The organism is Vreelandella massiliensis (assembly GCF_900155385.1).
In the GTDB taxonomy this organism is placed as follows: domain Bacteria; phylum Pseudomonadota; class Gammaproteobacteria; order Pseudomonadales; family Halomonadaceae; genus Vreelandella; species Vreelandella massiliensis.
In genome coordinates this window covers 143130-164040 of sequence record NZ_LT699746.1, presented here as the reverse complement: position 1 = coordinate 164040, position 20911 = coordinate 143130, and the positions used below count along the sequence as shown (strand labels likewise).

The 20911-nt window shown below is 51.6% G+C and carries 21 protein-coding genes and 2 pseudogenes; 15 read left to right on the top strand and 8 right to left on the bottom strand.

What is annotated here, in order from left to right; all coding sequences use genetic code 11:
• Together BQ9846_RS15360 and BQ9846_RS15355 are read left to right on the top strand one after the other, a co-directional pair.
• On the top strand, window positions 1-233 hold a 233-nt coding region (locus tag BQ9846_RS15360; RefSeq protein WP_144049474.1), incomplete at its 5' end, for a transposase domain-containing protein.
• Between the two features lie 130 nt (window positions 234-363).
• A complete protein-coding gene (locus BQ9846_RS15355) occupies window positions 364-594 on the top strand; it encodes a hypothetical protein (RefSeq protein WP_144049473.1) in 231 nt (76 codons plus the stop codon).
• A 116-nt stretch (window positions 595-710) separates the two neighbouring features.
• Here BQ9846_RS15355 and BQ9846_RS15350 read toward each other — a convergent pair whose 3' ends face one another.
• From BQ9846_RS15350 to BQ9846_RS17295, 3 genes are all read right to left on the bottom strand, one after another.
• Window positions 711-1385, bottom strand: coding sequence for an RloB family protein (locus tag BQ9846_RS15350; protein WP_075881926.1), 675 nt, complete (start codon window positions 1383-1385; stop codon window positions 711-713).
• Window positions 1385-2665 (bottom strand): AAA family ATPase, encoded by a 1281-nt coding sequence (locus BQ9846_RS15345; protein ID WP_075881925.1) that lies wholly within the window; start codon window positions 2663-2665, stop codon window positions 1385-1387. The genes BQ9846_RS15350 and BQ9846_RS15345 overlap by 1 nt, the downstream gene beginning before the upstream one ends.
• A gap of 374 nt (window positions 2666-3039) precedes the next feature.
• Window positions 3040-3228: an Ig domain-containing protein gene (locus tag BQ9846_RS17295; protein WP_083651637.1), complete on the bottom strand. Its 189-nt coding sequence runs from the start codon at window positions 3226-3228 to the stop codon at window positions 3040-3042.
• A 157-nt stretch (window positions 3229-3385) separates the two neighbouring features.
• Between BQ9846_RS17295 and BQ9846_RS15335 the strand changes: the two genes are divergently transcribed.
• The 9 genes from BQ9846_RS15335 (at window position 3386) to BQ9846_RS15295 (ending at window position 12482) form a co-directional block, all read left to right on the top strand.
• On the top strand, window positions 3386-4093 hold the full coding sequence (locus tag BQ9846_RS15335) for an HAD family hydrolase (RefSeq protein ID WP_075881924.1): 708 nt from the start codon (window positions 3386-3388) through the stop codon (window positions 4091-4093).
• A 20-nt stretch (window positions 4094-4113) separates the two neighbouring features.
• Complete coding sequence (locus BQ9846_RS15330) at window positions 4114-4833, top strand: UTRA domain-containing protein (protein ID WP_075881923.1); 720 nt, start codon at window positions 4114-4116, stop codon at window positions 4831-4833.
• Between the two features lie 196 nt (window positions 4834-5029).
• Complete coding sequence (locus BQ9846_RS15325; RefSeq protein ID WP_075881921.1) at window positions 5030-6058, top strand: putative 2-aminoethylphosphonate ABC transporter substrate-binding protein; 1029 nt, start codon at window positions 5030-5032, stop codon at window positions 6056-6058.
• Window positions 6059-6109: 51 nt separating this feature from the next.
• Window positions 6110-7234, top strand: a complete 1125-nt coding sequence (locus BQ9846_RS15320) for a putative 2-aminoethylphosphonate ABC transporter ATP-binding protein (protein ID WP_075881920.1) — start codon at window positions 6110-6112, stop codon at window positions 7232-7234.
• Entirely contained in the window at window positions 7231-8925 is a 1695-nt protein-coding gene (locus BQ9846_RS15315) for a putative 2-aminoethylphosphonate ABC transporter permease subunit (protein WP_075881919.1), read from the top strand. Before BQ9846_RS15320 ends, BQ9846_RS15315 begins: the two co-directional genes overlap by 4 nt.
• Window positions 8926-8955: 30 nt before the next feature.
• Window positions 8956-9543 carry an HD domain-containing protein gene (locus BQ9846_RS15310; protein ID WP_075881918.1) on the top strand — a complete coding sequence of 196 codons (588 nt, stop codon included), beginning with the start codon at window positions 8956-8958 and terminating at the stop codon, window positions 9541-9543.
• A complete protein-coding gene (locus BQ9846_RS15305; protein ID WP_328585376.1) occupies window positions 9503-10756 on the top strand; it encodes a 2-aminoethylphosphonate--pyruvate transaminase in 1254 nt (417 codons plus the stop codon). Before BQ9846_RS15310 ends, BQ9846_RS15305 begins: the two co-directional genes overlap by 41 nt.
• Window positions 10757-10770: 14 nt before the next feature.
• Window positions 10771-11589, top strand: a complete 819-nt coding sequence (gene phnX, locus BQ9846_RS15300; RefSeq protein ID WP_075881916.1) for a phosphonoacetaldehyde hydrolase — start codon at window positions 10771-10773, stop codon at window positions 11587-11589.
• Window positions 11590-11594: 5 nt separating this feature from the next.
• Window positions 11595-12482, top strand: coding sequence for an EamA family transporter (locus BQ9846_RS15295; protein WP_235818989.1), 888 nt, complete (start codon window positions 11595-11597; stop codon window positions 12480-12482).
• 272 nt (window positions 12483-12754) lie between these two features.
• Here BQ9846_RS15295 and BQ9846_RS16635 read toward each other — a convergent pair.
• A pseudogene (locus BQ9846_RS16635) lies at window positions 12755-13186 on the bottom strand (IS1595 family transposase); the annotation flags it as partial.
• A 102-nt stretch (window positions 13187-13288) separates the two neighbouring features.
• Between BQ9846_RS16635 and BQ9846_RS15285 the strand changes: the two are divergent.
• On the top strand, window positions 13289-14542 hold the full coding sequence (locus tag BQ9846_RS15285; protein WP_075881914.1) for an IS256 family transposase: 1254 nt from the start codon (window positions 13289-13291) through the stop codon (window positions 14540-14542).
• A 27-nt stretch (window positions 14543-14569) separates the two neighbouring features.
• Here the strand turns inward: BQ9846_RS15285 and BQ9846_RS16630 are convergent.
• The 4 genes and pseudogenes from BQ9846_RS16630 to BQ9846_RS15265 all read right to left on the bottom strand — a co-directional run.
• A pseudogene (locus tag BQ9846_RS16630) lies at window positions 14570-14990 on the bottom strand (IS1595 family transposase); the annotation flags it as partial.
• A 426-nt stretch (window positions 14991-15416) separates the two neighbouring features.
• Window positions 15417-15959, bottom strand: a complete 543-nt coding sequence (locus BQ9846_RS15275) for a transglycosylase SLT domain-containing protein (RefSeq protein ID WP_075881911.1) — start codon at window positions 15957-15959, stop codon at window positions 15417-15419.
• Between the two features lie 285 nt (window positions 15960-16244).
• Window positions 16245-17357 (bottom strand): RNA-guided endonuclease InsQ/TnpB family protein, encoded by a 1113-nt coding sequence (locus BQ9846_RS15270; protein WP_075881935.1) that lies wholly within the window; start codon window positions 17355-17357, stop codon window positions 16245-16247.
• 268 nt (window positions 17358-17625) lie between these two features.
• Complete coding sequence (locus BQ9846_RS15265) at window positions 17626-18378, bottom strand: hypothetical protein (RefSeq protein WP_075881910.1); 753 nt, start codon at window positions 18376-18378, stop codon at window positions 17626-17628.
• A gap of 354 nt (window positions 18379-18732) precedes the next feature.
• Here BQ9846_RS15265 and BQ9846_RS15260 point away from each other — a divergent pair, with 354 nt between their 5' ends.
• The 3 genes from BQ9846_RS15260 to BQ9846_RS15250 all read left to right on the top strand — a co-directional run bounded on the left by BQ9846_RS15260 (window position 18733) and on the right by BQ9846_RS15250 (window position 20909).
• Window positions 18733-19245, top strand: coding sequence for a hypothetical protein (locus tag BQ9846_RS15260; protein WP_075881909.1), 513 nt, complete (start codon window positions 18733-18735; stop codon window positions 19243-19245).
• Between the two features lie 83 nt (window positions 19246-19328).
• Window positions 19329-19691, top strand: coding sequence for a hypothetical protein (locus BQ9846_RS15255; RefSeq protein ID WP_075881908.1), 363 nt, complete (start codon window positions 19329-19331; stop codon window positions 19689-19691).
• Between the two features lie 180 nt (window positions 19692-19871).
• The gene (locus tag BQ9846_RS15250) at window positions 19872-20909 is read left to right on the top strand and encodes an AAA family ATPase (protein WP_235818988.1); all 1038 of its coding nucleotides are present in this window, start codon (window positions 19872-19874) and stop codon (window positions 20907-20909) included.
• Window positions 20910-20911: the final 2 nt, after the last annotated feature.

The following is a 20911-nucleotide window of genomic DNA, read 5'->3' as shown; positions in this document are numbered from 1 at the left end:
CCGAAAACGCTATCCGCCCCTTCGTGGTGGGGCGTAAAAACTGGCTGTTCAGCCACACACCGAGCGGCGCTCAAGCCAGCGCGGCAATCTACAGCCTGATCGAAACCGCCAAGGCCAATGGCCTCTCACCCTACGACTACTTGCAGTACGTCTTCGAAACGCTGCCCACGCTCAATGATGACGAGCTCACTACGCTGCTACCCTGGCACTGGAAGAAAACGTTACCCGACTGAGCGATGCCTGCCCAGATGTGGTTAGTGGATCGTTTACCAAGCCCAGCCCACGTTTGGTTCGGCAAAAGACCCCCAGTGTAAGGGCTTTTCGATTGAAGAATTTGCCAACCTCAACTGGGATGACATCGACTTGAGCGAGTGGATTGGGATGCTCGATGCCCACGACATCACGCCCAACGTGGATATGCTTACTGGCATGAGCCCCGATGAAACGGAAGCCATGATGAACGAGCGCAATCCCTTCAACCATGATGGAAGTCGTGAATCGGTAACGGATCGTACCGAACAGCGCTTTGACGGCATGGACGTGGATGAATTGCGCCGTGACGCGGACGATAACGCAACGATTCCTGAATGGTAATTCAAAATTTAACAATAATTGCTATCAGCAATTATTGACGCTGGCTGATCAACCATTCTGTATGGTTGATCAGCCACATTAAAATTTGATAATTAAAATTACATATTAAATATATATCATTGGTTTTTGATATTTTCCATAAATTCAACTAAACAATGAATATGAGTAGTTGGGTTATCGGTATTATTTTTTATGGCTATTTCCAGTGTTTTTTTCGCATAAGCTTTAGCCTGTGGCAACTGATCAATGAGGTCTAAGAATATTCCTTTGTTACTTTTATTATAATCAGGCATATAGCTTTTTAAATCATTGATAACCTGCTTTCCAGAGCTCTTACCAGGAAGTTCAGTATAAGGCTTTGTTGTATAAATGAAATGTAACAATAGCCAGTATTCAAAACTAGGCACAGATGTTATGGAATAAAATGTATTTTTTGGAGTCGCGTTTTTAATTGCTTTACATGCATCGTTGTAGGTTTCATGGGTGTCTTTATCAAAAACACAAAAAACCTTGTCAAATCTGTCACCTTTATCTTTTGCTTCAAGGTAACGTCTTCTAGCGTATTGAAATATACTTTTTGGACTTGACCCCGATTCACCAGCAATTTCGACGTTAGCAGTGCTAATTTCATAATACTCTTGAATTTCGGAGAAATAGTTAGGTTCTGTTTTTTCGCCCTCACAAACTATAAGTATTTTAGCATAAGGAGCCCTTTTGGGACTACGCCGGGATAATTGCTTTGCTGATCTAGCCCTAGCTTTACGTTTATGAAAAAGATCGTCTGTACCCATTATTTTGCCTCAACCTTAAAATTCATGCTTTTAATAAAGGGTAGGGCCCCATAGCGTCCAGACAAGTAAGAAAGCTCTAGGTTTTCTCTTCCTTTTCGTGGGCTAAAGTCTGTTAAGGGATAAAGCTCAGTGGATTGATCTTTATTTTTTTCACAAAACCAAATTTGGTCACGCCTAAAAACATCCTGGTTGAGGATAGACGTTTCATGGGTAGTAAAAATTAACTGAGCATTTTTAGGGTTAGTGTTTTTATCATGAAATAGCGAAACTAGAAAATTTACAAGCTTTGGATGTAGGTTATCATGAAGCTCATCGATGAAAAGAATGTATCCGTTGGCTAAGCTATCTACCCAAGGTCCAGCGAAACCAAAAAGCCTCTGTGTGCCGTCTGATTCATCATCAATATCAAATGCAACCTCATTACCATCCGAAGTTTTATGGATGGTTTTGATATCTAGTACCTTCTTACCTTTCATATCTTGAGAAATTTGATCTTTAATGCTTTCTGGCATGTCGTCGGGCAATGAACCTGGATCAAAAGGTTGGCTTTCGACTTGAATATCATTGATAGCTAGGTCGGCTGCCTTAATAAATTCAAGGATCTTATTTTTCTCTTTTTTTTCACAGAGTGAAGCACTAAAACCAATGCCCCATCCACCGACCCCACTCATTCTTAAAGTATCTTTAAACCAATCATACACTGGCTGTAACTGTTTGCTGTTCAACTGAACGGCAGTAGATAAGAAAAGAGCATTTTCCCGTGTTGATTTAACCCACAGTTGTTTTTCACCAAGTAAGTTGCTTCCTAATTCCCAGTCATATTCCTGTTCGCTTTCACTCCACTCTCTAGAAAACCATCTTTGTGCTCTTCCTTTGGGATAAGCTAATAGCCATTCTTCATAGATTTTATTTTCTGTAGCCGTAAAGCCATATTGATAACGGACGTTTTTAACAACAAATGTAGTTTCAAACTCACTTGGGGCATTGTAAGTTTTTTCACTAAGCCTAAAAGGTGTGATTGGAAGTTTGTCACCCCTTTGGTGGCTTGATGCGGAATTAACCACAATTTCTTTCATTACTTGTAGGGAACGTAGAAAATTTGTTTTGCCACTAGCATTTGCACCATAAATAGCTGCCGACCTTAATAAATCGAACTTATTTACTGCATTTACTTCAAATGTATTATCCTTAGAATGCTCATTCCCTTTAGCCATCGCTAAGCTTAGCGTCTGGCGCTCATTAAACGAACGATAGTTGGCCACGCTAAACTCGATTAACATGTATCATGCCTCTTAAAAATAATTTAATTACAAAAAAACATACCATTACCTTTAAAATACCATTTTTTGCCATTTTTTGCCAAAAAATAGGTCAAAAATGCTTGAGAACATGATTTACAAAGATTTTGTGTAAATAAGTTTTTGATTTTTAAGGATATTCATCGCAGTGCTCATTGAGCCAAGAGGACTGCTTTAAATGACTGTATGCATCTTATTGCCGTCGAACGGCAAAATGCTGCTGCGGTTTTTCGTGGGGCCACCTCCAAGCTGACCGTGGCTGTTGCTTCCTCAGCACTTCACACCGCCTTTTGACGTGATGGCGTATGTATGATCCCCGCCCGCCGAAGAATCGGTGGCGGTGAATGCCATGTCCTCTACCTCAATCGTAAATGACGCATTATCAGTTTCGCTTTCACGCTCCGCTGTAATGTCGAACGCGAGCCCTCGCCTTCATCGCTGGCATCAGGTGTGCCCGACAGTTGGCCAGTCGTGCTGTCCAGTGATAAATATCTTGGTAGGTTGCCGCTGTTCCATGAGAAGCCGGTGACATCCGACGGGACAATGTGGTTAACTCCATCGTCATCCTGCGATGGGAGCTAAATCGAGCGATCATGATAGCGCTGGGTAGTAGTTCACGATGTTTATGGCACAGTAGTATTAGTCATTTCATTGTAATGCGTTCACTTTAAGCTATATCGCTTTAATAAACGGGTGGGTGCTATGCAACGTTTAACGCTGTTTGATTTGGATGACACCCTGCTAGACGGTGACTGCAGTGAGCAGTGGAACTGGAAAATGATTGATCTCGGTTGGATAGATAATTCTGAGCAATTTTTAGCAGCTACCCAGAACATGCAAGAAGCGTATCACGCCGGAAAGCTTAAACTTGAAACCTATCTTGAAACGACGCTGGAACCTCTAAAGGGACGCTATGTCGATGATGTTGCTGCCTGTGCTACAGATTTTGTAGCTCGCCATGTAATGCCGAGAATGTTTGCGCAGGCACGAGAAACGATTGAAGCACATCGCGTAGAAGGTGATACCTTGGTGATTATTTCAGCCTCATCTAAGCACTTGGTTGGCCCGATTGCAGCAGCCCTGGGTGTGCCCCATGTGATTGCCGTAGAGCCTACGGTATTGGAAGGGCGCTACACTGGCGCGACGACCGGCGTATTGTCCTATCGCAGTGGCAAGGTCACGCGCTTTCAACAATGGAAAGAGCAGCAAGGCCTTGGCATGTTGTATACCACTTTTTATTCGGATTCACGCAACGATGTGCCACTATTGAATGCTGTCAATAAGCCTGTGGCGGTTAATCCCGACCCGGTGTTGGCAGAAATTGCGGAAAAAGAAGGCTGGCAGCGTCTTGATTGGCGCGAAAATGCCGATCAAAAACAAGCGCTGTATGCCAGTTCGATTAAATCTTAAAAGATACAAAAGAGATACGAATGGCCGAGGCTTATTACCAGCGTTTGACCGACAGGCTGCGTGACGCACTATTGCTAGAGCATTCATCTTGGGTTGATGCCGATGGCAAACTGCCTGCCGAGCGTATCTTGGCACAACGCTTCAAAACCACCCGGGTCACATTGCGTCAGGCATTGGCTCAGCTTGAAGGGGAGGGACGCATTCATCGTAGCAATCGCCGTGGCTGGTTTGTGTCTCCACTGCGCCTGGAGTATGACCCGACTCGGGATGCTGGCTTCAATGATTATGTGACCGCCCAAGGACGTTTACCGCGCACTGAAGTGTTGAGTTTGGCGACATCGCCCCACGCGCCAGCTGCCAATGCTTTGGGCCTATCAGTTAACCACCCATTTTACCATATTCGCCGTCGACGCTATGTGGACGAGCGTGCTGTCTTGGTTGAATCACTCTGGGTGGTGCCGGAAAGGGCGCCAGGCCTTCTCGAAGAGCGTTTTGAGTTCTCGCTATGGAAATTGTTGAGGGAACAGTGGCACCTAAGCCTCTCGCACCGTTCCATCAGCATGGTATCAGAAGCTTTGCAGGGAACGGATGCCAGTGAGCTTGGCGTGGCTTCCGGCACCGCTGGGCTGAATATTTGCCGCACAATTTTCGACGACGCCCATCTGCCGGTGGAATACGACGAAGAGCACTGGCTGCATGATGCGCTTAGTATTCGTGTGGAGCTCAAGGGCACGCACTAAGTTCCCTGTTTAGAACTGCAAGACTGCATCAGCCGATCTGATTGATGCATACGTCTTCGCTCAGCCAAATCATACACCGTCAAATTCTCTTCATGTGAATGTCATTGCCGCGTCATCTTACTGGGTGAAAATTCTGGTCTATACCAGGAAGGGTAAGCCACCCATTGTGCTATTCATTTACATGAGAGAGATGACTATGAATCTTCAACGCTCCTTGTTCTCGGCTGCCATTTTGACCGCTGCTACACTGTCCAGTGCACAAGCCACAGAGCTGACGGTTTACACCGCCGTCGAATCTGATGATCTGCAAAAATATGCTGAGCGGTTTAATCAGGCGCATCCTGACATTGATATCCGCTGGGTACGTGACTCCACTGGTGTTATCACCGCTCGCTTGCTCGCTGAAAAAGATAATCCCCAGGCAGATGTCATCTGGGGACTTGCCGCCACGAGCCTTCTTGTTTTGGAAGAAGAGGGCATGCTGGAACGCTACGCACCTGCCGGTGTGGAGAATCTGGATCCGAAATTTGTCGATGCTGCTTATACGCGTGATGGCCAGGATCCTGCCTGGGTAGGGATGGACGCCTGGGTAGCTGCGATCTGCTACAACACGATCGAAGGAGAGCGTAACGGCGTTCCCAAACCAACTTCATGGGCTGATCTGACCAAGCCGGAATACGCTGATCAGGTGATCATGCCCAACCCAAACTCTTCTGGTACCGGCTATCTGGACGTGGTCAGCTGGCTGCAGCTTTGGGGAGAAGATCAAGGTTGGGAGTATATGGATAGCCTGCATGACAATATCGCCCGCTATACCCATTCTGGATCCGCGCCTTGTAGCCTCGCAGCCACCGGTGAAACAACAGTTGGTGTTTCCTTTGCTTTCCGTGGAGCTCGCTTGAAGTCACAGGGTGCCCCATTAGAGTTAATCTTTCCCAAAGAAGGGCTGGGTTGGGATATGGAAGCGGCTGCCATTATGGCCGGTACCGAAAAACGAGAAGCTGCACAGGCATTGATGGACTGGGCCGTCTCTGAGGATGCAAACGAGCTTTATAACGAAGGCTACGCTGTAGTGGCTTATCCGGGCGTAGCTCAGCCGATCGAGAACTACCCTTCCGATATCGTCGAGCGGATGATCGATGCCGATTTTCAGTGGGCCGCCGTCAACCGTTCTCGCGTATTGGAAGAATGGCAGAGTCGCTACGACGGCAAAACAGAAGAGTAAGCACAACATAAGTGCTCGGCGCCTGTTGGCGCCGGGCCAGGAGAGATTGTTATGCAAAGCTTGACTGCTGCGCTGTCACCTGGTGCCTACACAGACGTCAGCGCGGATGAAGCTCACTTGTCGATCGCTGGCCTGACCAAGCAATTTGGTGATTTTACCGCTCTTAAGCAAATTGACCTGACGATTCAGGAAGGCGAGTTCGTGTGTTTTCTGGGGCCTTCTGGCTGCGGGAAAACCACTCTGTTGCGAGCCATTGCGGGGCTGGCGCCACAAACGGAAGGCACCATTGTTCAGCGCGGCCGGGATGTTTCAGCCTTGCCGCCTCAAGCGCGGGATTTCGGGATCGTGTTTCAGTCCTATGCGCTATTCCCGAACCTGACGGTCTACGACAACGTAGCCTATGGGTTACGCAACCAGCGCCAGGATCGCCAGCAGATCCGTGCGCGGGTCGACGCGTTGCTGGCGCTGGTTGATTTGACCGGCAGCGAAAGAAAATATCCGGCGGCGCTATCGGGTGGACAGCAGCAGCGTGTGGCATTGAGCCGCGCTTTGGCGACTGAACCTGGCTTGCTACTCCTCGATGAGCCACTTTCAGCGCTTGATGCCCGGGTACGTGTACATTTGCGAAGCCAGATTAAAGCGCTTCAACAGCGCCTTGGAGTGACGACCATCATGGTCACTCATGATCAGGAAGAAGCCCTCACCATGGCAGATCGCATCGTGGTCATGAACCAAGGCGGGATTGAGCAGGTGGGAACGCCCGCCGAAATCTACCAGCACCCTGCCAGCGAGTTTGTCGCTACCTTTGTGGGTAGCATGAACCTGCTGGATGTCACCTCTGAATCGATGGGAGTCTGGCGTTTAGGGCATCAGCAGCTGGAGTGCCCTAACCATGTGTCAAAAGGAATCTCCGGACGTGCGCGTTTGGCGGTGCGCCCAGAGGCTGTGACCTTATCGCAGCGTCAGGAAGGTTTGCAGGCAGAGGTGGCCAATATTGAATTTCTTGGAGCGTTTCTGCGAGTGCATCTGCATCTGGAAGGCTGTGTCCAGCCGCTGCTGGCCGATATTTCTGCTCGTGATGCCCAATGCGTCGAATTGAGTTTACATCAACGCGTTAGCGTTTTTTTCCCTGACGAAGCCATGCGGTTATATCCCGCTGGTGGAGGCGCTGCATGAACGCTGTACTCTCGGTATTTCCGCAAAGTCTGCGCTCACGTGAGTCCCTGGTGCGCTTGATCGTATTGCTACTGGCCGTTGCTTTACTGGTCTTGGGGCTATTGATGCCGCTTTTGACCATGCTGATCAAAAGTCTGCAGGACCGCGCCGGTGACTTTGTTGGGCTGGCGAATTTTGCTGACTATTTTCAAACGCCTGCACTGGCCAATTCCATTGTTCAGTCGCTTTTTGTCGCATTGCTCAGCACCGCTATCGTCGTCAGTCTAGCGTTTCTGTGTGCTTACGGCATCACGCGCACCTGTATGCCCGGCAAACGTGTTTTCCGCGTGCTGGCGATCCTCCCTATTTTGGCCCCATCGCTGCTACCAGCGATTAGTCTAGTGTATCTATTCGGCAATCAGGGTTGGTTTCGTGATGCATTGATGGGGCAGAGCATCTATGGTCCGATCGGCATTGTGATGGGCATGAGCTTCTGGATTTTTCCTCACGCCCTGATGATCCTGACCACGGCGCTTTCTAACAGCGATGCGCGCCTTTATGAAGCCGCCGAAGCACTGGGAACGCCCAAGTGGCGGACATTTCTAACCATTACTTTGCCGGGTGTGCGCTACGGGCTGATCTCCTGCGCCTTTGTGGTGTTCACGCTGGCGGTCACCGATTTTGGCGTGCCCAAGATTATTGGCGGTCAATACAGCGTGTTGGCAACAGATGTCTACCGTCAGGTGGTAGGCCAGCAGAATTTTCAGATGGGTGCGGTTGTCAGCGTGATACTACTCTTGCCCGCGGTGATTTCATTTATTGTCGACCGCTTAATACAGCGTCGTCAGGTAGCTCAGCTTTCAGCGCGAGCCGTGCCGTGGCAAGCCACGCCTGAACCGCTGCGCGACGTTGTTTTTACGCTGATCTGCTATAGCGTGGCCGGTATTATCCTATTGGTGATTGGCACTGCTATTTATGCCTCACTGGTGCAATTCTGGCCCTATAATCTGTCATTGACGCTGGATCATTATGGCTTTGATGGCTTAGCGGGTGGCGGCTGGCCAGCCTGGTTCAACTCGCTGAAGCTAGCGTTTAGCGTTGCAGTGATCGGCACTCTGGTGGTGTTCTTCAATGCTTGGCTGATTGAAAAAACCGAAGGATATGCGCCGTTACGTCAAGGGCTGCACTTTCTGGCCATGTTGCCCATGGCGGTACCGGGAATGGTACTGGGGCTGGCCTATATCTTCTTCTTTAATCAGGCCGGGAATCCCTTTAACTGGCTTTACGGTACCCTGGCGATCCTGGTGCTCAATACCCTGGTTCACTTCTATACGGTCTGTCATCTCACCTCGGTCACCGCCCTCAAGCAGTTAGACCCTGAATTTGAAGCCGTGGGCGCCTCGCTCAAGGTACCTTTCTGGAAAACTTTCTGGCGTGTAACCGTCCCGGTGTCGCTGCCTGCGGTACTTGATATGTCGGTCTATCTGTTCGTCAACGCCATGACCACGGTCTCTGCTGTTGTGTTTCTTTACAACAGTGATACACGCCTGGCATCGGTTGCGGTGCTGCATCTGGATGAAGCCGGTTACTTTGCCAGTGCGGCAGCCATGGCGGTGCTTATCTTCTTTACTTCGCTGGTGGTTAAGTTGCTGCATGTGCTGCTTACTCACGTGCTGCTGACCCGTGCCCAGCGCTGGCGTCAGGCTGGCTGAGATTTTTTAACTTTAGGAGTGGCCAATGCCATGAATGATATAACCCCTCTTGCTTTCGAAGACGCCTTACCCACTGCTGATGCAAGTCAGGACGACGTTGTGAAAGCCTTGCAGTCGTTGTATCAACGGGCAGGGAATATTCACTACGGTGAAGACGTAACGCAGTTAGAGCACGCCGTTCAATGCGCCTCTCTAGCGCGTCAATCAGACGCATCAGATGAACTGATCGTAGCGGCATTGCTTCACGACATCGGTCATCTGGTCGGACCTCATGATTGGCGTGACAAAAATCAACATGATGATATCGGGGCCAAGTTACTGGAAAACTTTTTTGATGACGCTATATGCCAACCGATACGCCTACACGCTCAGGCAAAACGTTATTTATGTGCCATTGAGTCTGGATATTATGAGGCGCTTTCCGAGGCTTCCAAGCATTCCTTGACGCATCAGGGAGGGATCATGACAAAAAAAGAATGTCACCATTTCGCAGCTTCCCAGCATTTTGAAGCGGCCGTTACACTTCGGCGCTGGGACGACGTAGGCAAGTGCGAGCAACTAAGTGGTGTGGCATTTCATGAGTTTTTACCTGCCATCAAAAGGATGCTTAACAGGTAAACGATCGATAAAGGGTAATTTTTTTGAGCTTATTTACTGGTATATACCAATGAAAGTGATAGATGATAATTTCACGGGAAACACCATGCCTTACCTGCTGACGCCTGGTCCGTTAACCACCTCGCCAGAGACCAAGGCTGCCATGTTGGAAGACTGGGGTTCCTGGGACAGCAGCTTCAACGTGCTGACGGCGGATATTCGCCGGCAGTTACTGGCCATGGCTGGCGCCGATCCAGAGACGTTTGTATGTGTGCCAATGCAGGGCAGCGGCACCTTTGCCGTTGAAGCGACCCTAGCCAGTATGACTACGGAATCTGAACCGACGCTGGTTCTCAGCAATGGCGCCTATGGCAAACGGGCGGTAGAGATCCTGCGCTATCTAGGGCGTGACGTTCAGGTGATGGACAAAGGCGACTACCTGCCACCCTTGCCGGAAGAAGTAGATACCTGGCTAACCGAGCATCCTGAAGTGGTCAGCGTGGTATTGATTCACTGTGAAACCAGCTCCGGCATTCTGAACCCGCTGGAAGCGATCGCCAGTGTGGTAGAAAAGCATGGCAAGCGGTTTATCGTGGACGCCATGAGCTCCTTTGGTGGCGTGCCGATTGATCTCGATCAGGTGCCGCTGGATGCTTTGGTATCTTCTGCCAATAAATGCATCGAAGGCGTCCCCGGTTTTGGATTTGTGATCATCCGCCGCTGCGTGCTGGAAGCCAGCGATGGGCGTTCACACTCGTTGAGCCTTGATCTACACGCCCAGTGGGCCTATATGGAGCGTACCGGGCAATGGCGGTTCACACCGCCGACCCACACTGTAGTGGCCTTCCATAGTGCCTTGGCGCAGCACCGTGCCGAAGGCGGTGTTGCCGGGCGTTTGGCTCGTTATAGCCAGAATCGTGATGTGCTGGTCAGCGGAATGCGTCATCTCGGGTTTCAGACGTTGCTCAACGATGCCTGGTTGTCGCCGATCATCACTACCTTCCTGAGCCCTGACGATGCGAATTTTGACTTTAAGACATTTTATGCCGAGCTCAAAGCCCGCGGGTTTGTGATTTATCCCGGTAAGCTGACGGCGGTGGATAGCTTTCGCATTGGCCATATCGGCCAAGTGAATAGCCGCGTGATGCATGCACTGCTTGGAGCAGTTGAGGACAGTTTGAATACGATGCAGGTGAGCTGCACAAGCCCTGCTAAATCCCCCCAACTTTCCTGAACAAGGAATAGACAATGCATTATCAGACCCCGCAGCAGCTGGAAGCCGCCATTTTTGACTGGGCGGGCACTTTGGTCGATTTTGGCTCCTTTGCGCCTACCCAAATTTTTGTTGAAGCATTTGCCGAGATGGGTGTGGTCATTTCGCTGGAGGAAGCCCGTGGCCCAATGGGCATGGGTAAGTGGGACCATATCCGCGCTCTGTGTAATGAACCGGCAATCGCCAAGCGTTTTTTTCAGGTCGTCGGCCGTGCCCCCAGTGATGACGATGTAACCGCTTTGTATGAACGTTTCATGCCACTGCAGATTGAGAAAATTGCTGAGCATTCAGCGCTGATACCTGGTGTGCTGGATGTGCTGGAAGCACTCCGCGGTAAAGGCATGCAACTGGGATCGTGTTCCGGCTACCCCGCAGTCGTGCTAGAAAAAGTAGTGGCGCTGGCCAAACAGGGTGGCGTTCAACTGGATCACGTTGTCGCGACTGATCAGGTGCCTAACGGGCGTCCAAACCCTGCCCAGTCATTGGCTAACGTTATCGCTCTCGGTATTCGCGATGTGGCAGCTTGTGTCAAGGTGGATGACACTGCACCTGGCATTGTCGAAGGGCGTAGCGCAGGTATGTGGACAGTGGCGTTGACCTGTTCTGGTAACGCCCTGGGCGTTGACTACGCTACTTATCGGGCAATGCCAAAAAGTGAGCGCACGGAAGCCCATCAGCGGATTGCCGGGCAGTTTTCTGCCAGCCAGCCGCATTTTTGTATTAAAACCATTGAACAGCTGCCCCGCGTCATTGATGAGATCAATGTGCGTATGGCCAATGGGGATCGGCCTTGAGCCCAGTGGCGCTGACGCTGATCGCCATCTCGGTTGGCCTGCACGCAGGATGGAACGTATTGGGCAAGCGGCGGGCACCGTCGCTTGCTTTTTTCAGCTTGTCGATTGCTGCCGGCGGACTGACGTTTCTGCCGCTTTTGTTCATTGGGCCATCGGTCACGCAGCTGCCAGGGACGTTCTGGGGCTGGCTAGCGGCATCAGGGCTCTGCCAGATGCTATATATGGGCGGGCTGGCATGGGCCTATGCGCGGGGTGAGGTCAGCGTGCTCTATCCGATTGCCCGGGCCTTGCCGGTGGTGATGGTGCCGGTTGTTTCGATACTGCTGCTTGGGAGAGACGGGATCGCTTTTGGTGACCTTGTCGGCATGCTTTTGATTGTGGTCGGCGCCCTGTGCCTGCCCCTTAGCGATCCGGCGGCACAGCGCTTATCAACCTATTTCAGCCCGGCGTTGGGGTTTGCGCTGCTGGCGGCGGTAGCCACCATGGGCTATTCGCTGATTGATCATCAAGCATTGATGCTGATGCAGGAGGAAGCAGGTTACAGCGCACTGATAGCTGGCGCGCAATTTATGGTATTGCAGGCATTGGCGACGCCCTTATGGGCTTTGCCGCTGGTGCTTGTCATGCCTGTAGAGCGAAATCGGCTACCCATGTTGTGGCGCAATGAACGGCAGACGATGCTGCTGACAGGGCTGATGATCACCGTCACCTACGGGTTTGTGTTGATAGCACTGGCGTTAAGTGATGACGTCAGTCATGTGGTAGCGCTTCGCCAGCTGTCCATTCCACTAGGCGCTTTGATCGGCATTATGTGGCTAAGGGAACGGGTGTCGATGCTCAAAGCGCTTAGCCTTGCGGTAATGCTGACCGGTTTATGGGTAGTGGCAATCTGAACGCATTTTATCTGGTAAAGGCTTTCCGTGCACTTATTCGAGCAACTGAGTGCTGCCGATATCGAACCGTACCCGAGCAGGGTTTGGGTTGGCGCGTCGGTTGTATACGGCTTTTAAGTGATGAACAGATTTTATGCCTGAGACGTCGCATGCCGATGAGATCGCTACCCAGACAGCGCGTGAATTTGGGCAGGGGAAGACTGACGTACGTCCTTACCGCGTAATGTTGGGGTTGTACCTTGGCGACACTTCTCTATATTGTTTTTATTTGGCTATGTTGGTATCTGTTGTTGGTCAGCGCCAATCACCGCCGGTAGCCACGCCTCTTCGGCTGGTTTCGCTGTTTCAAACAATCGTCGCCATGCTAGGTAATTGGGTAAATATGCTGTCCCCCCCCTTAAAACACTTCATCCAGCCCTTCAGTCGGCTGATGTAACTGTTAACGTTCTGAATGTGATATTCCTTGCCAATGACTCGTTGGTTATCGAGTGTGATTAGTCGATGGTGGGCAATGCCATGTTCCGCAGAGAAAGACCTGTACCAGCTGTACCCGTCCGAACATAAAATCGAATCGCGATCGATGATCGGTGCCAGAAAAGCATGGACAGTGGACTTTTGGAGCCTCGGTTTACCAAGTCACTGACATGGCCATTGCGGTCACGCACGATAACAACCGAAACTTTATCCGCTTTTTTCTTTTTATTACGAGTTAAGCTCGATTCTGGTGTATGAGAGGAAGTAGGAAGGGTAGCGTATCCTGTTGATTGATCACGACCAAGATCTCAACCAACACAAGTGGATACGCCATGACGGATTCTACCCTCCAAGCCGTGACGCAGCCAGAAAACGACATCACTGACCCGCTGCATGAACTGCTACGCCAGGGAGCCCGAGACTTAATCACCAAGGCCGTGGAGGCGGAGTTAACGACGTTTCTGGAGCAATACGCCGATAAGACGCTGGAGGATGGGCGTCGTGCCGTGGTCCGCAACGGCCACTTACCCGAGCGCACGATCCAGACAGGCATCGGTGATGTTAGCGTGCAAGTACCCAAGGTGCGGGACCGCAGCGGCCATGGCGCTTGCTTTAATAGCAACCTGCTACCGCCCTATTTGAAGCGGACCCGCAGTATCGAGGAGTTGATCCCCTGGCTCTATCTAAAGGGGATCTCCACCGGCGACTACCAAGAGGCGCTGGCTGCGCTGCTGGGTGATCAGGCCAAAGGGCTCTCGGCGAACACTGTGTCTCGGCTCAAGAAGCAGTGGGAGGATGAGCATGCTGACTGGCAGAAACGCGACCTATCAGAGCAGCGCTATGTCTACTGGTGGGTCGACGGTATCTACAGCAAGGTGCGCATGGATGACAGCTTGTGCCTGCTGGTGATCATCGGTGTGACCGAGCATGGCCGTAAAGAGCTGGTGGCCGTTGAGGATGGACGACGTGAATCGGAGGCCAGCTGGGTAGAGCTGCTCACAGGGCTACGGGAGCGCGGACTAACTCATGCCCCCAAGCTTGCGATCGGCGACGGTGCCATGGGGTTCTGGGCGGCATTGAGCAAGATCTATCCGGAAACGGATCACCAGCGTTGCTGGGTGCATAAGACAGCTAACATACTGAACAAGCTGCCGAAATCCGTGCAGCGCAAGGTCAAGGCTGACCTACACGAGATATGGATGGCCGAGACACGCGTTGATGCCCACAAGGCGTTTGATCGCACTGTGAAACGCTTTGACGCCAAGTACCCCAACGCCATGGCGTGCTTGGTGAAAGATCGGGAGGCACTGCTGGCGTTCTACGACTACCCAGCAGAGCACTGGTTGCATATCCGCACGACCAACCCGATCGAATCAACCTTCGCCACAGTTCGCCTGCGGAGTAAACGCAGCCGGAACTGCGGTTCTCGAGCAACGACCTTGGCGATGGTATTTAAGCTGCTTCAGAGCGCCCAGAAGTGCTGGAAGCGGATAGCAGGGTTCAACAAACTGGAGCTCGTCGTGAATAACGTGAAGTTCCAGGATGGTGAGCCTTTAACGGATCAATCAGACAGCAACGCCGCTTGACCGCTATACACCAGACTTGACCATAACTCTTTTATTACCTTGGCTTCCACGTTTCCGAGGCTGGCGGTGCGTGATTTGGCGCTTGCCTCTACATGACTCAACGCAGAAGGTCTCATCTACCTCAATGATACCCGATAAGGCATTATCGTTAGCACGGGCGCTCTCATGTAGAAAGCGATGACGCCATCGGAAGGCCGTTTTTAAATCAATCCCCACACGCTCGGCACAGACACGTAACGTCAGGCTATCAAGCCACTAGCACGACCCCATTTAGCAGGATGATCATTTTGCCGCAATGGGGACATGGATGGTGAGGATTGGCCGTCTCGAGCAGCGCATCTGCCTGGGAGTTGATTTGCTCAAGAAATTGATTGGAACAGTATTTTTTAAGATCAACAGGAAGGCGGGTTAGCGTCTGTTCGAGCGCTTTGATATTTGGACGTTTCATAACGTTCTCCAGAAAACCGCATATACAGTAGTTTATGCAGTGCTTTTAGAGAACGCCAACAACAGATACCAACAGAGCCTTATTTGCACAGTGTTATGATGAATATGCCAACACGGCCTACCGAGGGGCACTCGGAAAGTCACGTCTGTGGAGACGATGTGGGACCTGGGGGATATGAGTTGGCTCGCCACCGTAAAAATCCCCACTGGGATTTTTGCGGTGATAACTAAGCCATTCCCTTGGGCAATCGTCTTGGAAGCAGAAACCAGGAAGGCGACGACCTGGGAATCCCCCACCACAAGAGCTTTAGCGCTGCAGGTGGCGGGAGGATGTCAAGTTGCTATGACGTGTCAATAAAGACACAAGCACTTTCGCACAAGGGAAGCCGCACCAAGGCGGCCTGTAAGGGGGATTATTAGGGGGTTATCACTGGCACCGGCTGATAAGACGGCGCAAGTGCGGCATGAACTTGCTCATATACCGTGCCCGTATCCCGTTAGCATGTTCATCGGTGCCGCCACCGCGATGATAATGGCCAACACCCTCATAAGGAGAGTCGGGGAAACGATTAAATTGGCGTCGCAATACCCAACCGGCGATCAGCGAGTTTTTTCTGACATCGTGCATATCGCTATCACCGACGTTTAACCCCAGGTCACGCATCACCGGCAACCAAACATCGGCGTTGACTTGGTAGTAGCCGCGGTCGACCGTGCGATTGCGGTTCACATTTTTGACAGCAGGATTCAGCGACCGCCCAGACTCCGTGAGCTTGATGGCCACCATGATTTCAGGGGCGATGTCGTACAACTCAGTGGTTTCTTTGAGCGCGGCGATATACTCAGCACGGGCATTGTCGTCGCCCTGCAATTCGCTCGTCAGACAGTCGATTCGTTCTTCTGCGTGTGCCGAGGAAAACGATAGGGCGGCAAACAGCATCACACTGGCGCGACGTGACAGGGCAGCCATGACGTGAATCTCCTTAAAGCATCCTTTTCTATATCGTATGATGGCGGCAAAATCGTCCAAGGCAGTGAGAAACTACCTGATTGCACTAAAGCACCGCGAGCATGATGCCATTGACATCCTCCCCTTCCTCAGCTTGCGCTGCCGTCTGACGACGGAAAAGAAGGGGATTCCCAGGTTGTCACCTTCCTGGTTCCTGCTTCGTTGTTCGTCGCCTCAATGCCTTGGCATTGCCGGTCTTACACAAACTCCACAGGCGTTGATTCCCGAGTGCCCCTCGGTATTACCTCAACTCTCGGCACCGGCTAACAGCGCGGTACCGGCTTGCAAGATGTTGCAGGCGGCGTTCACGTCACGGTCGATGCCTTGGGTGCCACAGTCAGGGCAATCCCAGGTGCGCACATAGAGCTGTAGCGACTCCAGCACAAACCCGCAGCTATGACAGCGTTTCGAGCTGGGATACCAGCGGTCGATCTGGACGAACTGACGCCCCGCCCACTCGGCTTTGTAGTCAAGCTGGCGTGCCAGCTCTCCCCACCCCACATCGCTGATGGCTTTTGCCAAATGCCGGTTCTTGACCATATTTTTCACCGCGAGGCTTTCAAGACAGATCACTTGGTTCTCGTTAACGATCTGCCGGGTGAGTTTGTGGAGATGGTCAAGCCGTGTGTCGGCAATTTTGGCGTGGCACTTGGCCACTTTCTGCTTCGCTTTAGCGCGATTGTTTGAGCCTTTTTGCTTGCGGCTTAGTCGCCGTTGGGCACGAGCCAGCTTGAGCTCGTAACGTGCCGTGTGGCGTGGGTTATTGACCTTTGTGCCGTCACTGGTCACGAACAGGTCTTTCAGCCCGAGATCAATGCCCACCATCTTAGGCGTGATCGGTAGCGCCTCCGTATCCACTTTGCATAGGCAGCTAATGAAGTAACGGCCAGCACGGTCTTTTGAAACGGTCACGGTGCTAGGGGCCGATGGAAGCGCACGGCTCCAACGGATAGCGAGCGGTTCGCTGCACTTGGCCAGCGTGATTTCACCGTTGCGATACGAAAACGCCGAATTGGCAAAGGTAGCAGACTGCCGATGCTTCTTTGACTTGAAGCGCGGGTATTTAGCGCGCTTAGCAAAGAAGTGTTTGAACGCGGATTGCTGATGGCGGAGACATTGCTGCAAAGCCACCGAGCTGACCTCCGCCAAAAAGGCGGTTTCTGGTGCCTTTTTGAGTTGCGTTAAATACGCACTGGCGTTGGTATAACCGATCTTCTCTTTGCGCTCGTAAAACGCATCGGTGCGGTAGCGCAACACCACGTTCCAAACAAACCGAACGCACCCAAACGTCCGCGCCAGCAGAGCTTCCTGCTCAGGCGTGGGATAGAAACGGTACTTGAAGGCGCGTTCGGTTTTCATATTTACAATTTGGCGCAATTTATGTAAGAAGTCAAGAAACACAAGGCGGCCTTCCGGGCGCCGCGCTATTCATCCGCTCATCAAAAGGAAGCAGTTTTCCGCGCTGATTGATAAAATCAGTCCTTCTTGTAACTAATAGTAACATGCCAGCGCGTGCCATAAACGGCAGCCCGCCATAGTCAATAGTGTTAATGCAGCTGTGTTGAGGGTGCCACGGGCGCAAAGGAAGCAAGGGGATGCCGTGCCCGTGGCAGGGATGTTGGGAGTGCTAGAGCGCGGCGGTTTCCGGTTGATTCTGTGCTGGCGCTTTTTCCGCCTTAGCGCCTGGGGTTTTCGCTTCGGTATCGTCAGGTGCGCCGGTATCCTTACCTTTGCCTTTCGATTCCTCGTCACGCGCTTTCTCACCATCGTCTTGGGACTGATGGCGTGCTGGCGCACTCTTATTCACGTCGTCATTGCGACCTTTGGCTTTGGCATGGCGTCGTGTTCGGCCTTCAATATCAATAATCCGGCCTGACACCTTGTTCAAATGCCGGTGCCATTGGTATTTCGCTTGACGCTTCTGCTTATTGCTGAGGATGCTGTTAATCCAAAGGGCGTCGACAAACCCTATGAGTTCATCGAGCTGGATAAGCAGCTGCCCGTAATTGACGACCAGGGGCGAGCTGATTTCCATTTCCACCTTGGCAGGGCGGGTATAGGTTGGAATATCGGCTTTCGTGATCCCTGCGTCTGCCATCATTTTGTGCAGACGTTCGCATTCCCCCGACAAGGCATTACCTGACTTTTCGAGGTCTTGCTTGATGATGTCTTCCACTTCCTCGATTTCGTCAGGCTCGGCGATCAACTGCAAAATGACTTCAATCGAGAATAAGCTGTAGCCCACACGATCCAGCACTCTCTCTGCAACACGCTGAGCTTCAAGAGAATAAAGCTCGATGTTCCGGTGTAGCACAGGTCGGGATAAGTCGGATGTCGCAGGCGTCATTGCAATCACGCGCTGCGTTTCATTGTCAGCCATAAAACCCTCCTTAATGAGACTGCAATGCCAGCTTAAAAGGTCATGGCGGTCGCAATGATGGGCTGAAGGCGTGATTTTTGGGGCGTTGCTTAACGGCACTTGAAGCCAAGCGGGGGAGTCGCTAGAGTAAAAACGTTGCCTTTTGGCGATAGTGTTTGCTGAGCACTCAAAACATACAAATTCATCCTGCTATTCGCTCACCGCGAATGGCCATTCCAGCCTTAACGGCTTGTCCATCGGGTATTGCTACCCGCTGGTCACTTTTCTCATCCCCCGCAACGCGGAGAAATATCACTCCGCTTGGGGGTGGTGTGTCTCTGCGTTGCTTCATGCAATCTTGATGGAGACACTACCATGATGACCATTCCGCACTTCTACTTTGGCTTGCCCGCGTTTCTTCAGGGATTCCTGATGGTCGCCGTATTATGCGTTGTTAGTTACGCGCTCATTCGCGCTTACAATCGACACGCTAATGCGATAGACAAAGCGGCAACTAAGGCAGAAGAAAAGGCAAAAGGCGCGACGCCTGCTTCACCCCAGACGGTGACGCAAGCCACGCCCAAGCCGGAGCCTCAACCGCAAGCCTGCCCATCGCTTAGCGATGACGAGCTTGCTATCTACGACATTCCGACGATTTTGCGTCGACAATCAGACTTTACGCATCGCAAAGCGCCGCGTGAGCTGATGAAGCCGGTGACGGAGCGGTTGTTTCGTCAATCAGCGGATGCCTTCGCTAAACGTCTGAAAACAGAAGCCGAGCGCTTGGCGCAATTTAATTGCGACTTCACTGACCATCTGGGTCGTGATGTGGCTCGCTTGCTGGGCAATGAAAATGTGGTGGCCGATGGCCGCTTTTATCGGAAATGAGCCGCCTTTTGGCGTTCACTTCCCACCATGATGACCGTACCCGTTCAAAGCAGCGGGTACGCTAGCTTTCCTTGGAGATAGCGATGTCTTTAGCAGAAGAACGCCGTGCTGCCGGAGAACGCATGTTTGAGGCCACGGAGCTACCGGAAGATTATGAAGTCAGCCCAACAATCGAAACGTGGGTGGACGACAATCTTTGGGTAACGGATCACTCGTATGGATGGGTGCTCAATGAATTAGGCATTTCGGGCACCCAAGGGCTACATGTTGTCCTTGGTATGGCACTGGCCGCGTTTTTCGCTGTTTCCATGCTGATTCGCTATCGTCGATGGCAGAAACGTCAGCAAAGTGAAGCGCAGAAGCGGGATACGCAACCAGCGAAACCGTCTAAGACTGCCGCCCATTCGCATCGTCTTGAAGGCCACGACCCCTATCAAATAGACTGATTGTGTTGCTCTTTGAGCGATAGTGTTTGCTGAACACTTAAAACATACAGACTCACCTACGACGCCAAGCTCACTGCTTGCGCGTTCTTGCAGATCACCCTGTCGGGGCATAAACACGCCCCTTCGGGGTGGTTTGTGTCGTGGCAGGGTTTTTTCATTTCTACTAATGAGGAACCTACCATGACCGCTATGCAGCAAGAGCAATTCCACGCCGCCCAGAAAGCCTTTATCGTTGCTGACACGTTCGGCATTGATGCACCAAAAGGATTTGCGGTGAATGGGTTTGCTGATCCCAACCACGTTGCCATTCCGAAATCCGACGACAACTATGTTTTTCGTAAGGAGCCCTTGCGTGAAGCGTTGGCGTTTTTGGAATGCCCGATGAACACTGGGCTGTTCATTTCTGGCCATAAAGGCACGGGTAAGACTTCACTGATTACGGAAGTCTGCGCCCGTTTGAACTGGCCTGTGCAACAAATCACTTGCACCAGCCGCACCGAAATGACCGACCTTGTGGGCTATCACGCCATGATGTCGACAACGCCTGGTGCGCCGCCTGAAATGCAATTCCAATATGGCCCGCTGGCGCTGGCCATGAAGGAAGGGCATGTACTGGTGCTTAACGAGATTGACATGATGGAACCGGCGGAACTGACCGGCCTGAATGACATTCTTGAAGGTCGCCCCTTGGTGATTGCGCAAAATGCAGGCGAGGTGATCCATCCTCACCCTGCGTTTCGTATTGTCGCCACGGCGAACTCAATGGGTAATGGTGACGAAACCGGCCAATACGCCGGTATTACCATGCAAAACATGGCCGCGATGGATCGTTATCGGTTTATGACCGTCGACTATCCGCATGAAGACGTGGAAGCCGCCATTCTCGCCAAAGTGGCGCCGGAACTTGGTGAGGCTATCCATAAAGCGATGATTGGCGTGGCCAACGAAGTGCGCGAGGTGTTTAAGGGCGAACAGACGCTTTCCGTCAAAACCGAATACGGCGAAGAATCTGTGGCGATGTCCGAACCCATCTCGACACGCAAAATGGTGTTGTGGGCGCAACTGGCTGTTCAGTTTCGTTCTAGCACCAATGCTGAAGGTGAGCGCAATGCCTTGTCGTATGCGCTGCATATTGCGCATCTGCGCCGCCTCAACGACTACGAGCGTGAAGCCATCCTGCAACTGTGCAATGCCATCTTTCCTGAATGGCATGATTAAGG